General features: G+C 41.1%; 12 protein-coding genes, 1 tRNA gene, 2 rRNA genes, 1 other RNA gene and 1 other annotated feature (2 of these 17 running past the window's edge). Of the genes, 5 read left to right on the top strand and 11 right to left on the bottom strand.

Features of this window, described 5'->3' with window-relative positions; translation table 11 throughout:
• From recR to tadA, 5 genes are all read right to left on the bottom strand, one after another.
• Positions 1–343, bottom strand: partial view of a recombination mediator RecR gene (gene recR / locus RCG21_RS02680; protein ID WP_133340171.1) — the 5' portion only. Its footprint begins 254 nt before the window's first position; the window shows 343 of its 597 coding nt (coding positions 1–343); it begins with the start codon at positions 341–343; the stop codon falls past the left edge of the window.
• 60 nt (positions 344–403) lie between these two features.
• The gene (locus RCG21_RS02675) at positions 404–727 is read right to left on the bottom strand and encodes a YbaB/EbfC family nucleoid-associated protein (RefSeq protein WP_372512556.1); all 324 of its coding nucleotides are present in this window, start codon (positions 725–727) and stop codon (positions 404–406) included.
• A 20-nt stretch (positions 728–747) separates the two neighbouring features.
• Entirely contained in the window at positions 748–2,433 is a 1,686-nt protein-coding gene (dnaX, locus tag RCG21_RS02670) for a DNA polymerase III subunit gamma/tau (protein WP_133340169.1), read from the bottom strand.
• Between the two features lie 166 nt (positions 2,434–2,599).
• Positions 2,600–2,864: signal recognition particle sRNA large type (ffs, locus tag RCG21_RS02665), an RNA gene on the bottom strand.
• A 77-nt stretch (positions 2,865–2,941) separates the two neighbouring features.
• Positions 2,942–3,475, bottom strand: coding sequence for a tRNA adenosine(34) deaminase TadA (gene tadA, locus RCG21_RS02660; RefSeq protein WP_372512741.1), 534 nt, complete (start codon positions 3,473–3,475; stop codon positions 2,942–2,944).
• 68 nt (positions 3,476–3,543) lie between these two features.
• Here tadA and RCG21_RS02655 point away from each other — a divergent pair, with 68 nt between their 5' ends.
• The 4 genes from RCG21_RS02655 to RCG21_RS02640 all read left to right on the top strand — a co-directional run bounded on the left by RCG21_RS02655 (position 3,544) and on the right by RCG21_RS02640 (position 6,982).
• Positions 3,544–4,092, top strand: a complete 549-nt coding sequence (locus RCG21_RS02655; protein ID WP_133340166.1) for a cysteine hydrolase family protein — start codon at positions 3,544–3,546, stop codon at positions 4,090–4,092.
• A 54-nt stretch (positions 4,093–4,146) separates the two neighbouring features.
• Entirely contained in the window at positions 4,147–5,430 is a 1,284-nt protein-coding gene (locus RCG21_RS02650; protein WP_133340164.1) for a LysM peptidoglycan-binding domain-containing protein, read from the top strand.
• Positions 5,431–5,622: 192 nt separating this feature from the next.
• Entirely contained in the window at positions 5,623–6,270 is a 648-nt protein-coding gene (locus tag RCG21_RS02645) for a deoxynucleoside kinase (RefSeq protein WP_133340162.1), read from the top strand.
• A 10-nt stretch (positions 6,271–6,280) separates the two neighbouring features.
• On the top strand, positions 6,281–6,982 hold the full coding sequence (locus RCG21_RS02640) for a deoxynucleoside kinase (RefSeq protein ID WP_208025442.1): 702 nt from the start codon (positions 6,281–6,283) through the stop codon (positions 6,980–6,982).
• Positions 6,983–7,615: 633 nt separating this feature from the next.
• Here RCG21_RS02640 and RCG21_RS02635 read toward each other — a convergent pair.
• The 4 genes from RCG21_RS02635 to guaB form a co-directional block, all read right to left on the bottom strand.
• Positions 7,616–7,708: transfer RNA gene (locus RCG21_RS02635), tRNA-Ser, on the bottom strand.
• A gap of 250 nt (positions 7,709–7,958) precedes the next feature.
• A complete protein-coding gene (gene serS / locus RCG21_RS02630; RefSeq protein WP_133340156.1) occupies positions 7,959–9,233 on the bottom strand; it encodes a serine--tRNA ligase in 1,275 nt (424 codons plus the stop codon).
• 134 nt (positions 9,234–9,367) lie between these two features.
• Positions 9,368–9,590: a binding site (T-box leader), on the bottom strand.
• Between the two features lie 89 nt (positions 9,591–9,679).
• Entirely contained in the window at positions 9,680–10,990 is a 1,311-nt protein-coding gene (locus RCG21_RS02625; protein ID WP_208025443.1) for a D-alanyl-D-alanine carboxypeptidase family protein, read from the bottom strand.
• 198 nt (positions 10,991–11,188) lie between these two features.
• Positions 11,189–12,652 carry an IMP dehydrogenase gene (guaB, locus tag RCG21_RS02620; protein ID WP_133340152.1) on the bottom strand — a complete coding sequence of 488 codons (1,464 nt, stop codon included), beginning with the start codon at positions 12,650–12,652 and terminating at the stop codon, positions 11,189–11,191.
• Positions 12,653–12,760: 108 nt separating this feature from the next.
• On the opposite strand from guaB, the gene RCG21_RS02615 reads away from it, so the two are divergent.
• On the top strand, positions 12,761–13,708 hold the full coding sequence (locus RCG21_RS02615; protein ID WP_133340150.1) for a YaaC family protein: 948 nt from the start codon (positions 12,761–12,763) through the stop codon (positions 13,706–13,708).
• Between the two features lie 299 nt (positions 13,709–14,007).
• Here the strand turns inward: RCG21_RS02615 and rrf are convergent.
• Both rrf and RCG21_RS02605 read right to left on the bottom strand, forming a co-directional pair.
• Positions 14,008–14,124, bottom strand: a 5S ribosomal RNA gene (gene rrf, locus RCG21_RS02610).
• Positions 14,125–14,203: 79 nt separating this feature from the next.
• Positions 14,204–15,000 (bottom strand): 23S ribosomal RNA (locus RCG21_RS02605) (it continues 2,139 nt past the right edge of the window).

Raw genomic sequence — 15,000 nt, 5'->3', positions numbered from 1 at the left:
CCATTGGTGAAATGGCTCCATGAAGGACATGATATAAACCATTAAATTCCTTCATTTTTTCCATTGCAATAACATCTTTAGGGTCTTGAACAACACAGATGATACTCCTGTCCCTTCGCTCGTCTTCACAAATATAGCAGGGATCTTGATCAGTAATATGACCGCAGGTTGAGCAATAAGTTAAATTACGTTTGGCATTTACAAGCGCCTTAGCGAAATCTAATACAGTGTCTTCTTTCATGCTTAAGACAAAAAAGGCCAGACGAGCGGCCGTTTTCGGACCGATACCTGGCAATTTCATAAAGCTGTCAATCAGCTTTGAGATCGGTTCTGGATAATGCATTTTATATTATTCCTCTCCTTAGAAATGCGTATGCACCCCTACAAGCGCTAATGTCGGACATTAAAAAGGAAGATTCATTCCTTTAGTGAATTGTCCCATTGTATTGTTGGTTAATTCTTCTGCCTTTTTAAGTGCATCATTTGTTGCAGCAAGCACCAAGTCTTGAAGCATTTCTACATCATCAGGGTCAACAGCTTCAGGATTGATTTTAACCTCTAATACTTCTTTATGACCGGAGACGATGACGGTAACCATCCCTCCGCCGGCAGTACCTTCAATTTGCTGTTTACCTAGTTCTTCCTGTGCCTCCGCCATTTTCTTTTGCATCTTTTGCATCTGCTTCATCATATTTTGCATATTTCCCATTCCGCCGCCACGCATCATTTACATTACCTCCATTTTTATTAGTCAATAACTTCTACAAATTCAGCACCAAATAGTTTTTTCGCTTCAGATATGTGGGGTTGCTCCCCCTCTTGGGAGTCTTTCCCTTCTCCATCTTCAGCATGTTGATGACTTAGAAAACCTTCCCGAATGGACAACCATTGATCTTCAGGCACTCCAAGGATTGTAAACCGATGGCCGGTTAACTCTTGTAGTGCAGACATGACCGTTTCAATAAAGCGGTTGTTATCCATGGCCATTTGGCAGTGAATTTCATGCTTGAATTTTAAAATAAAAGCAGTGGACGAAGCTGCCACAGGCTCAGCCTCATTTAATAAGGCTGCGTGTGATTTCATTAGCCGTGACCGCATTTCCGCCCAATTACTTTTAATTTGATTGATATCATTTTTAGTCGCAAGTTTTAAAACTTCATTTATCTTGCCAACAGCAGGCTGGAATCCTTTTCTTGATGTCCTAGGTGCTGTTTTTTGTACAGGTGCAGGAGCTTCCTGTGCTGCCTGTATTCCATTCGTTTTTAATTGCCGCAGGTCATCTTCAAGCTGTTCTATTTTTGCTAGAAGCTGAGAGATTTGCCCAGGTGCAGCCTGATCAGAATGTTTGGTTTCGATTTGGCACAACTTTACGATTGCAACCTCTAGAAAGATTCTCGGATGATTGGTCCAACGCATTTCCTGCTGTGTTTTATTTAGTTGGTCAATCATCAGATAAATTTGTTCAGTAGGGATCGTTTCCGCCATTTTTTGAAATTCATTGTCAAGCGTCACTCTTTCTAAGGATTCCTCAAGATTGGGGGCAGTCTTATAGAGAAGTAAATCCCGATAGAATAGAATTAAATCCTCAATAAAACGAGCCGGGTCTTTTCCATGAAATAAAAGCTCCTCTAACGCTTCTAATCCACTTGCAACATCCTTTTCTTGAAAAGCATGAGCCAACTTATATAAAAATCCTTGTGACACAGATCCTGTTACGGTTAGTGCATCCTCTACTGTTACACGGTCTTGACTAAACGATATTGCCTGGTCCAGTAAGCTTAATGCATCACGCATACCACCTTCTGCTGCCCTAGCAATCATTTGCAGTGCTTGTTCCTCGCAATCTACACCCGTTTCATCAACAATTAGCTTCATTCTCTTTACAATCGACCCTGCTGTAATCCTTCTAAAGTCAAAACGCTGACATCTTGAAATAATCGTTAGTGGGATTTTATGAGGCTCGGTTGTCGCCAGAATAAAAATTACATGCTTGGGTGGTTCCTCTAACGTTTTTAATAAGGCATTGAAGGCGCTAATGGATAGCATATGCACTTCATCAATGATATAGACCTTATATTTGACGGCAGTGGGAGCGAACTTTACCTTATCGAGTACGTCTCTCATTTCTTCAACGCGTGAGTTTGAAGCTGCATCAAATTCTAAAACATCCGAGATTGTTCCATCAGTAATTCCCCGACATGCAGCACATTCGTTACAAGGTTCTGCAACAGGCGAATGCTCACAATTAACCGCTTTTGCCAAGATTTTAGCTGCACTGGTCTTCCCTGTTCCTCTTGGGCCTGAAAATAAATAAGCATGTGAAATTTTCTGTTGAAGCAGGGCGTTTTGCAATGTCTTGGTCACATGCTCCTGTCCTACGACATCGATAAAGGTTTGAGGCCGCCAAACACGATATAAAGCCTGATAAGCCAATGGACATCGCCCCCTTCTCAAATTTTCATCAACTTTTGTTGTCTAGGCTTCTGCTTTTTTCATTATAACGTATCTAATTAAGAAGTGAAAATATTAGAATATACAAAAAAACTCATCCCATTTTTTCTGAGATGAGTAATTTCCTAAAAAATATGTAATTAAACTGCCGTGCACCTTCCTTCGACTGGCGCCCATAAGCGTTACTTAAGCAGTTAGCTCGACCCAGGCAACCCTGCGGCACATGAGAGCGTCCACTTAATGCTGCTTCCTTCCGGACCTGACATGGTTCATGGATTCCCATTGCGCAGGACCCGGGCGTCAACACCACTTACTTAAGGCAGACCCTACAGGTCACGAGCCTCGGGAAGGGATTCAGCCTCGCTAGAGCGGATTGCGAGTACAGGGCACCGCTACCTCCCCGCCTAGCACGGCAAAGTTGATAACAATTTTTAATGCGTCATATCTGACACTTTTTTAGTATACTAACATTTATGAGAAAATGCAACGCTTATCCGATGTCAATATTTGTAAACCCGTCCATCTGCCCTTGCCTTTCCCTACGCTTTTCTGCTTTTTTCCTCTCCCGGATTGCACGAAAAAAGGAAGATAACAACTGGCCGCACTCCTCCTCCAAAACACCTTGAGTTACCTCACTTTGGTGATTGAATCTTTCATCCTGAAGGAGATTCATAAAGGTCCCTGCACAACCGCCCTTTGGATCGGGTGCTCCATATACCACTCTTTTGATTCGGGACAAAATAATAGCACCGGAACACATAGGGCAAGGCTCCAATGTTACATAAAGGGTAGCATCCTCAAGTCGCCATGATCCTGTTTTACGGCAGGCCTGATCAATCGCCAGCAGCTCTGCATGCGCAATCGCAGATTGTTCATTCTCTCTTAAATTATGGCCACGGGAAATAATTTCATCCCCTAGGACTATGACGGCCCCAATCGGAACCTCATTTAGTGCCTCTGCCTTCTTCGCTTCCTTTATTGCTTCTTTCATATAGTATTCATCTAGATTAACATCCACCGTCATCATTTGTTCCTTTCAAGGATAAGATTGATTGGCTCTTTCCACACTATAAAATAGGAGGAGGTAATTTAATGAAGGATATCCATCCTGCACTCATCATTATCGATATGATTAATAACTTTGATTTTTCCCACGGGCCAATTTTGGCAAAAAAGGCCCTGCAAATTGCCCATCCTATAAAAAAATTAAAGAAGAACTTTAATGAAAAAGGTCTACCGGTCATTTTTATTAATGACCACTATAATTTATGGCGGGCAGAATATACAAAAATAATTGAACTGTGTAGAAATCAGTATAGTCAGCCTGTGTTTGAAATATTGCTTCCGGAAGAACATGATTATTTTTTAATTAAACCAAAGCATTCTGCATTTTACGGCACTGCTCTAAATACTCTGCTCCATCAATTAAAGGTGAACACATTGATTCTCTCTGGCATTGCCGGAAATATTTGTGTTTTGTTTACCGCAAATGACGCCTATATGCGTGAATTTCAGCTTTACGTCCCGGAAAACTGCATCGCCTCTGCAGATGACCAAGATAATCAATATGCTTTAACAATGATGCAAAATGTACTAAAAGCAAATATTCAGCCCGCAACTGCTAAAAATTATATCATGTAACCTCTTTTACGCTCATATGATTGTTGTAGCGTATGTGCGTTAGGAGGGAAAAGCATGCAAATTCATGTGGTTCAAAGAAATGAATCCTTAACAACAATTGCCCAGGCTTATCGTACTACCGTTCAAGATATCATCGATGCGAATGAATTACCAAATCCAAATAATCTTGTAATTGGGCAGGCAATTGTGATTCCAATTATCGGGAGTTTTTATACTGTTAAACAGGGAGAGACCCTATATAGTATTGCACAAAAGGTGGGAGTTCCTTATCAGCAGCTTGCCACTATTAATCGTATATCAGCCACACAACCGCTCTCTGTAGGTCTACGGCTCTATATCCCTCAAGGGAAAAAAAGACCTGCTGATTTTAATGCCTATGTTGAACCTCGTGGGACCACTGTTGCTCCCGTCCTTGAAAGCAGCGCTAGAGAGGCAGCACCATATTTGACCTATTTGGCTCCTTTTAGCTTTCAGGTCCACCGCGACGGAACATTAAAAGAGCCATTATTAAACAATTTCCCTGAGATTGCAAAATCCCATCAGGTTGTTTTGATGATGGTCATTAACAATCAGGAGAATGATCAATTTAGTGACGAGTTGGGGCGTATTTTACTTACAGACATGGCCATTCAGGATAAATTTTTAAATAATATTGTCGCAACCGCTAAAAAGTATGGCTTTAGAGATATTCATTTTGATTTTGAGTATTTACGTCCTGCTGACCGTGAGGCTTATAATACGTTCTTACGAAAGGCAAAGGCCCGCTTTAAAAATGAAGGCTGGTTAATGTCCACGGCTCTTGCCCCAAAGACAAGTGCAACGCAAAAAGGAAAATGGTATGAAGGCCATGATTATAAAGCGCATGGGCAAATTTCTGATTTTGTTGTCATCATGACCTATGAATGGGGCTATAGCGGCGGCCCTGCCATGGCGGTTTCCCCCATAGGGCCTGTTAGAAGGGTTTTAGAGTATGCCATCAGTGAAATGCCTTCAAATAAGATTCTCATGGGGCAAAATCTTTATGGCTATGACTGGACATTGCCGTTTGTTCAAGGCTCAGTTGCGAAAGCTGTCAGCCCGCAACAGGCGATTCAACTTGCCGCCACGCATAATGTACCAATTGAATATGATTCAAAGGCACAAGCACCGTTTTTTAAATATACTCAGAGTGGCAAGCAGCATGAAGTCTGGTTTGAAGATGCCCGCTCCATCCAAGCAAAATTTGATTTAATTAAGGAATTAAAATTACGGGGGATGAGCTATTGGAAATTAGGATTATCCTTCCCGCAAAACTGGCTGTTAATCGTTGACAATTTTAACGTAACAAAAAGAGCATAAACTGCCCCTATTCGGCAGTTTTTTCTTTTATTCGATAAAAAACTAACATCTCAAAAAATATTCCATATCCCTTCCTGCTTAAGATTATGATAAAATATTCTTTGTGTCACTTTTAAAAAGACAGTAAAAAAGACCCGGTTTTTAGACTGGTTCATTATAGAAAGATCAGGCAGTGGAGAGGGAGGATATACAATGGGGGATACACCCTTTATTACCGTTGAAGGGCCGATTGGTGTAGGTAAAACATCTCTTGCAAAAGCCATTTCAGACCATTTTCATTTTGCTTTGTTAAAAGAGATTGTTGATGAGAATCCATTTTTAGGGAAATTTTATGAAAACATAGAGGAATGGAGTTTCCAGACGGAAATGTTTTTTCTCTGCAATCGCTTTAAACAATTAGGGGATATCAGCACTCATTATCTAAGTAAAAATCAAGCGGTAGTAGCTGATTATAATATTTTTAAAAATTTGATTTTTGCTTCTCGGACCCTGAATAAACAAGAATACGAGAAATACTACAAAATTTATCAAATTTTGACTTCCGATATGCAAAAGCCTAATGTCATTATTTATTTGAATGCTAGTCTTGATACGTTATTAAAGCGAATCAAGCTCAGAGGACGAGAGGTTGAGAAAAATATCAGCCCATTGTATTTAGAGCAGCTTTCAATTGATTATGAAAATGCTCTGGCAAGCTTTGAACAGGAACATCCAGAAATACCCGTTCTCCGCTTTAACGGCGATGCGTTAGATTTTGTAAAAAATGAAGAGGACTTACAGCATATTATTAAAAAACTATCGAATTCATTAAAACAAAACAGTTGGTCTAATACATTATAAGAACAGGGGGATGTTCGTGAGTATTGTTATCGGTGGTATGATTGGCCTGGGAAAAACAAGTGTAGCTGACACCTTAAGTGGACACTTTAAAAATAAAGGAATTGAAAGTAAGGTGTTTTATGAAGCGGTGGATGATAATCCAATTCTCCCGCTCTATTATGAATTGACTCCAGAAGAATTGGATGCAAAAAGAATCCCTTTCCTCTTACAGTTATTTTTCTTAAATAAACGTTTTAAAACAGTGAAGGAATGCATTAACTGGAGGGAACCGGTTTACACGATTCAGGATCGCTCCATTTATGAAGATTGGTATTTTGCATATGTAAATAAGAATCTCGGCAGAATTTCCGACCTGGAATTTAAAATATATGAAGAGCTTGTTGAAAATATGATGGAAGAATTAAAAGAGCTCCCTAAAAAGGCTCCAGACTTAATGGTCTACTTGAAAGGTTCGTTTGATACGGTAATTGACCGCATCATGGCGCGCGGCCGCAGCTTCGAAATTAACCCTGAATTGAAGGAATACTATTTTGAGGTGTGGAAGGGCTATGATGAGTGGGTATTGAATCAGTATGATGCAAGTGAAGTCCTTATTATTGATATGGACACTACGGATGTTGTGAAAAGTGAAGCGGATGCTAAAAAGGTTTGCCGTGAGGTCGAAGAAAAACTAAATGAAATCTTAAATAAAGAAAAGGCACATATTGGGTAACCAGTATGTGCTTTCTTAATGAGTTCATGAGGCTTTATTCTACTTTTTCTTTATCTTTGGCACTATGAGACCTCGTTGGTGCCAGTGCTCTTGACTTTCCCTTCTTTGCGGGCACTATGGACGCTTGTCAGTGACCGTGCCCCTGACTTTTTCTTCTTTACGGGCACTATGTGGACTTCTTAGTGACCGCATCCTCTACTTTTTCCTCTTTGCGGGCACTATGGACACTTGTCGGTGACCGTGCTCCTGACTTTCCCTTCTTTACGGGCACTATGTGGACTTCTTAGTGACCGCATCCTCTACTTTTTCCTCTTTGCGGGCACTATGGACGCTTGTCAGTGACCGTGCTCCTGACTTTCCCTTCTTTACCGGTACTATGTGGACTTCTTAGTGACCGCATCCTCTACTTTTTCCTCTTTGCGGGCACTATGGACGCTTGTCAGTGACCGTGCTCCTGACTTTCCCTTCTTTACCGGCACTATAACCTTTATCAACGCTTGATTCCTTGCCCCTTTTCTCTACAGTGACCCATTTAAACTGTCTTAACACTAAAAAAGTGCATAAAAAAATCGCTACAATAAATTGTAACGATTTTTTTATCTCCAGTTTTTATGCGCGATTTAAGTAAAGTTATGGCGGAGGAAGAGGGATTCGAACCCCCGCGCGGTTTAACCCGCCTGTCGGTTTTCAAGACCGATCCCTTCAGCCGGACTTGGGTATTCCTCCGTGACAACAAAAAATAATTTATCATATATTCTTCTCATTGTCAATCAAAAATAATGAAATTTTTCGGACGGAAAAACTCCGTCCGAAATATACCTTATTCTGGAATTATCCCGCATTAACGGGCACTAAGACCCCTACTTCAATGCTTAGCGTAGACAAGAAGAGTCTGCAGGGGTCAAATGCCCGTAAAAGCCCGATTAGTTCAACTAACAATCAGTGGGGGATAAAAAACCCCCCACTGATTGAAGTTTCACTTTATTACACTGCGGCTGCCCATATATGGCTGTAAAACCTTAGGAATCACCACACTGCCATCTTCCTGTTGATAATTTTCTAAAATAGCCGCTACGGTTCTGCCAATTGCAAGCCCGGATCCATTTAATGTATGAATATGCTCTGGCTTGGCTTTCGGATCACGGCGGAAACGAATATTAGCACGTCTTGCTTGGAACGCTTCAAAGTTACTGCAAGAAGAAATTTCCCTGAACGTACCGTAGCTTGGAATCCATACTTCAATATCGTACTTCTTAGCTGCGGTAAAGCCAAGGTCACCCGTGCACATGCTTAATACTCGGTATGGAAGTTCAAGTAATTGAAGGACTTTCTCCGCATCATTCGTTAATTTTTCAAGTTCATGGTAAGAGTCTTCCGGCTTCACAAATTTCACTAATTCAACCTTATTAAATTGATGCTGGCGAATGAGGCCACGAGTATCACGTCCTGCAGAACCGGCCTCTGAGCGGAAGCATGCACTATACGCCGCATAACGAATAGGGAGCTCCTCACCGCTTAAGATTTCATCCCTATGAAGATTGGTAACAGGCACCTCCGCCGTTGGAATCAGGAAGTAATCCTCGCTTTCAATTAAGAAAGCATCTTCGGCAAACTTTGGAAGCTGACCTGTTCCTGTCATACTTGTGCGATTCACCATATATGGAGGGAGTATTTCCTTGTAACCATGTTCATCGACATGAAGGTCCAGCATGAAGTTCATGAGCGCCCGCTCTAAACGAGCCCCAAGGCCTTTATAAAACACGAAACGGCTGCCGGTGACTTTGCCCGCGCGTTCAAAATCAAGGATGCCCAAGTGGTCTGCAATATCCCAGTGCGGCTTTGGTTCAAAGGTGAAATCCCTTACGTTACCCCATTGTCTAATTTCTACATTATCGTCTTCCGTTTCCCCAACCGGTACGCTTTCATGAGGAATATTTGGAATGCTTAACAATAACATTTCCAATATTTCTTCAACACCGCGGAGCTCATCGTCCAATGTTTTAATCCTGTCGCCAACTTCGCGCATCTCTTTAATTAAATGGTCAGCATCCTGTTTTTCACGCTTTAAAACGGCCACCTGTTGGGAAACCTCGTTCCGCTTGCTTTTCAGTTGTTCAGATTCAACAATTAGATCGCGTCTTTTTTGGTCCAGTTCTTCAAATTTTCCAAGGTCTGTTAAGTCCTCGCCACGGTGCTGAAGTTTTTCTTTTACTTCAGTAAAATTAGCTCTTAATAATTTAATATCAAGCATATATTTCCACTCCTTTTTTAAAATAGGCCGTGTTAAAGACCATTTGATTTTACACCTGTTGACTGAAGTGCCTAGAGCGTAAAACAACAGCAAGTTTAACAGCGCCTAAAAAATAAAAAACTCCCGCCCCTAAAAACAGGGACGAGAGTTACCCGCGTTACCACCCTGGTTGACAGAAAAAGTCTGCCCACCTTGAAAAAAATTAACGGTTTCTGCCGAAAGTATTTACTGCCCCCTTATCGGAGGGTTCCATACCTTGCTCGAGGATGGATTCACAAGCGCCATTCACCGATTCTCACCTGCCACCGGCTCTCTTAAGAATAAACTCCTGCTACTAGTTCCTCTCATTGCTTTAAACATATTAAGGATTTGTATTTAATAATCTACTATAATTATCCACTAAATGCAACCAGATTATACAAAATATTTTGCTATTAAAGATTCCTCTAAAACCAGCCTTTAACTGTTTTAGAAATGCCGCCCCAAACATCTCCGAAGAAGCTGCCGACTCCTCTCATCATGAGAACAAACCAATTTGCTTTCTCTACATCCTGTGCGGCAACCACATCCACTTTAATGCTCTTTTCCCCTTGACTGTTCAGGTAACTTAGTTTGTCGCCCTTTTTGGATTTAATCGTCAAATAGCCAATGGTTTCACCTTTTTTAATTGGTGCAGTTAATTCACCTTTTTTATTAATTTTATTTTTATCCAATACCAATTCTGGTTGATAATTTTGTTTTTCGCCATTTAGAACCATCATATCAATGGCTGACTTGGAGTAAATTTTAACACTGTCTTCTTTACCTTTAATCACGGGTAAGTTTTTATGACCCTTCACTTGAAAATGGGAAGGGACAATCTCTTCCTTGCTAAAATTACTGAAGGCATAGTCCATCATTTTTCTTGTTTCTTCAAAACGGGCCTTTTTATCGCTTGTAGCTCCATTTGCATCTTTCGCATTTTGAACAACTGTAATAAATCTTTTTCCATCCCTCATAGCAGTCCCTGTAAAACAAGCTCCTGCAAAATCAGTAGTTCCTGTTTTTAAACCGTCCATGCCTTGATAACCGTAAATTAATGTTGGCAGCATCCAATTCCAGTTATCCATCTTAATTTCGTCATCTGTACCCTCTCGAAACTTCTTGGTTGGAATACTAGCTGTTTTTAATACATCCGGGAAATCATGAATCAAGCGGAAGGCTAATTGTGCCACCGTATAGGCGGACATAACATTTTCTTCATCAGCTCTTGTCCCTGCAGGCTGCTGGCCAAAATAATCACCATTATTTAAACCAGTAGAGTTAACAAATTTATAGTTCTTTAAACCCAATTGTTTCGCTTTATCATTCATCATTTTTACAAAGTTTGTTTCTGAACCGGCAATCACTTCTGCTAGAGCAATTGTTGCAGCATTGGCAGAGTAAATGGCCATTGCCTGATATAATTCTCTTACTGTATATTTACCATCACGTCTTAATGGAACATTTGATAGGTTTCGATTTTGTGAAATTTTATAAGCAAGCTCACTCACAGAATACTGTTGATCCCACTTCACCTTGCCATGTTTAATGGCATCAAGCAGAATATATTCAGTCATCATTTTTGACATACTGGCAATACCAAGTAAACTGTCAGCATTTTGTTGGTATAAAACCTTTCCGGTTTCTCCGTCCACAATAATTGCACTATCAGCATTCACCTTTAATGGCGCTTGTGCTTCTGCTTTATTTAAGCCTGAAAATAGGCTAAAAAACATAATTAATGCCAATAAGCCTGGAATACTTTTTTTATAAAAATATTTATTCACTATAATGCCCTCCAACGAATTTATACACCTTGGTTATTTTAACATAACTCCCCTTTAAATCATAGACAGAGCAAAGACCTATTTGTTTTCCAAAAATAAAAAGGAGGGCGGTATGGTCCCTCCTTACTATGTTACAAACTGCTTAGCTTATAAAGAATAGTTTGGTGCTTCCTTAGTTATTTGGACATCATGTGGATGGCTTTCTTTTAATCCAGCGCCTGTCATCCGAATAAACTGAGCGTTGTTTCGTAATGCTTCTAAATCTTTTGTCCCGCAATATCCCATACCAGAACGTAATCCACCAATTAACTGATAAACGGTTTCCGCCAATGGGCCTTTATAAGGCAGGCGGCCTTCAATACCCTCTGGTACAAACTTCTTATTATCCTCTTGGAAATAACGGTCTTTTGAACCCTTTTCCATAGCAGCGACCGAGCCCATTCCACGATAGACTTTAAATCTTCTGCCTTGGAAGATTTCCGTTTCCCCTGGACTTTCAGATACACCCGCTAACAGACTTCCCAGCATAACTGCGTGGCCTCCAGCTGCAAGTGCTTTAACGATATCACCGGAGTACTTTATTCCTCCATCGGCAATGATGGTCTTGCCATGTTTCCTTGCTTCGGTTGCACAATCATAAACAGCTGTAATCTGAGGAACTCCTACACCAGCAACGACCCTGGTTGTACAAATAGAACCTGGTCCGATACCTACTTTAACCACATCGGCGCCAGCCTCAAATAAATCCTTTGTTGCTTCTGCTGTTGCAACGTTCCCGGCAATAATAGTTAAATCCGGGTAAGCACTTCTAATTTGTTTTACTGTATCAAGGACACCCTTAGAATGACCATGGGCTGTATCGACTACTATGGCGTCCACATTCGCTTTAACTAGTGCCTCTACCCTCATCATGGTGTCTTTTGTAACACCGACAGCTCCTCCAGCCAATAGACGGCCTTGGCGATCCTTTGCTGAATTCGGAAACTCAATAACCTTCTCTATATCTTTTATGGTAATTAACCCTTTTAATACCCCATCATGATCTACTAGCGGCAGCTTTTCAATTTTATGCTGCTGCAAAATCTCTTCTGCTTCCTTCAATGTTGTCCCTACAGGTGCCGTTACAAGATCTTCCTTTGTCATTACATCTGAAATTTTAAAGGAGTAATCCTGTATAAAACGGAGATCCCTATTTGTAATGATGCCGACTAGTCTTTGTTCCTCTTCATTATTGACAATTGGAACACCTGAAATCCGATATTTCCCCATTAAGTGCTCTGCATCAAATACTTGATGTTCAGGAGTGAGGAAAAATGGATCTGTAATAACGCCGCTTTCTGACCTTTTTACCTTCTCAACCTGCTCGGCCTGCTGTTCAATGGTCATATTTTTATGGATAATGCCTAAACCGCCTTGGCGTGCCATTGCAATAGCCATTTCAGCTTCAGTTACTGTATCCATCCCAGCACTCATAATTGGAATATTAAGCTTTACGTTTTCTGATAACGCAACTTGAAGATTTACATCACGTGGCAGAATTTCAGACTTACCTGGAATTAACAAGACATCGTCAAAGGTTAATCCTTCTTTTACAAATTTATTTTCCCACATTTTTAAGGCCTCCAGGACAAATTTTTTTATTTGTAGGTTATCAATTGGACAAAATACTGTCAAGGAACTAGTTTTAATTTGATTATTCTGAAAAAAGGTGATCTTAGATTGGATATCTCTTATAAAGACTGGAAAAGCTTTTCGTGTTTCTTTTCAGCTGAATATTGTCAGCTATTTTTAAAACGCAATTATCAAAAACGCATGATCGAAAACCCTGAGCAAAAAAGCTATGAAAACGGTTACGCCCTTTTATATTATTTGGAACATGGACAGATTTATTATGAACAAGCAGAGAAGTCTCCGCTGATTCTTAAACCGATTCTTCTCTTTTACGGTTTGGTTCATTTAATTAAGGCATGTATTTTAACTATTGACCCGGCATATCCAGAAACAACAAGTGTGTTAGCGCATGGTGTTTCAACAAGAAAGCGGAAAAAGCAAAATTATCAATTCTTCCTTGATGAGGTGAAACTACAAAAAAATGGACTCTTTCCTTTCATGTCAGAAAAAATGTTTCACATGAAACAATTGGAAGGGGAAAAGGTCATTATGGAGGATTTATTAAGACTTATTCCTGAATTAGATGATTTATTTTTTTTACTGGATGGAACGAGGACATTTTCAAGCATACCCTACCAGGGAGAACGAGAACAATTTGAAATTCCTGATAAATTATTAGACCATTACCATATGACAGAAAATCGACTAAAGGAGTATTTGACATCGAAATCTATGCATCCTATTTCCTTTTCCGAAGAAGGACTTTCTTTCATGTTTAATGGGTCATTTCAGAAAAACAGTTCACCCTTTAAATATCATTTGGAAAAAGGGCACTTAGTTCTCCCTATTCGAAAAAGTGAATTTCTCCATTTTCCGGAACTTTTAATTCATTATCTGCTTCTTTATAACTTAAGTATGATTGCCCGCTATGAAACGGAATGGTGGAGTGAGTTAACGAAGATGATGCCTAATCAGGATTTCCCATTTATTCAATCCTTTTTAAATAGCACCCTAAAAAAAGGTCCATTTCTTATTTATGAGTATTTAATGAATTGAAACGACCAGGACATTAGGAGCCTGGCTTTTGTTTAGGCTCCGTTAAACTATGTTGTTGATTTCCGCTCCAGGCACAAGCGGTTCGTGGGCGGTCCGGGGAGTCTCCTCGTCGCTTCGCTCCTGTGGGGTCTCCCCTGTTCCGTACTCCCACAGGAGTCTTCGTGCTTTCCGTTCCAATCAAACGTTATTCAAAATCAATATTTTACTTACACAGCTTTATTTTAAATACAATATCATAATGGTCACTTCTTTTTTCAAATAACAAAAAAGACAACCCTCGTCAGGTTGTCCTTCATTATGCCTGGCAACGTCCTACTCTCACAGGGGGACAGCCCCCAACTACCATCGGCGCTGAGAAGCTTAACTTCCGTGTTCGGTATGGGAACGGGTGTGACCTTCTCGCCATTATTGCCAGACTATTTATTTGAGGTATCATTCCCTCAAAACTAGATAATACAGAAGAAGTTTTAGTAAAAACGAGTTCACCTTAAGACTATGGTTAAGTCCTCGATCGATTAGTATCAGTCAGCTCCACATGTCGCCACGCTTCCACCTCTGACCTATCAACCTGATCATCTTTCAGGGATCTTACTAGCTTGACGCTATGGGAAATCTCATCTTGAGGGGGGCTTCATGCTTAGATGCTTTCAGCACTTATCCCGTCCGCACATAGCTACCCAGCGATGCCTTTGGCAAGACAACTGGTACACCAGCGGTGCGTCCATCCCGGTCCTCTCGTACTAAGGACAGCTCCTCTCAAATTTCCTACGCCCACGACGGATAGGGACCGAACTGTCTCACGACGTTCTGAACCCAGCTCGCGTACCGCTTTAATGGGCGAACAGCCCAACCCTTGGGACCGACTACAGCCCCAGGATGCGATGAGCCGACATCGAGGTGCCAAACCTCCCCGTCGATGTGGACTCTTGGGGGAGATAAGCCTGTTATCCCCAGGGTAGCTTTTATCCGTTGAGCGATGGCCCTTCCATGCGGAACCACCGGATCACTAAGCCCGACTTTCGTCCCTGCTCGACTTGTAGGTCTCGCAGTCAAGCTCCCTTATGCCTTTACACTCTGCGAATGATTTCCAACCATTCTGAGGGAACCTTTGGGCGCCTCCGTTACTCTTTAGGAGGCGACCGCCCCAGTCAAACTGCCCACCTGACACTGTCTCCCACCCCGATAAGGGGTGCGGGTTAGAATTTCAATACAGCCAGGGTAGTATCCCACCGACGCCTCCACCGAAGCTAGCGCTCCGGCTTCTACGGCTCCTACCTATCCTGTACAAGCTG

Source organism: Bacillus salipaludis (genome assembly GCF_030938565.1).
Lineage (GTDB): Bacteria > Bacillota > Bacilli > Bacillales > Cytobacillaceae > Neobacillus > Neobacillus salipaludis_A.
Note: the sequence above shows the minus strand (reverse complement) of the source record. Positions and strands in the feature narration are given on the sequence as shown.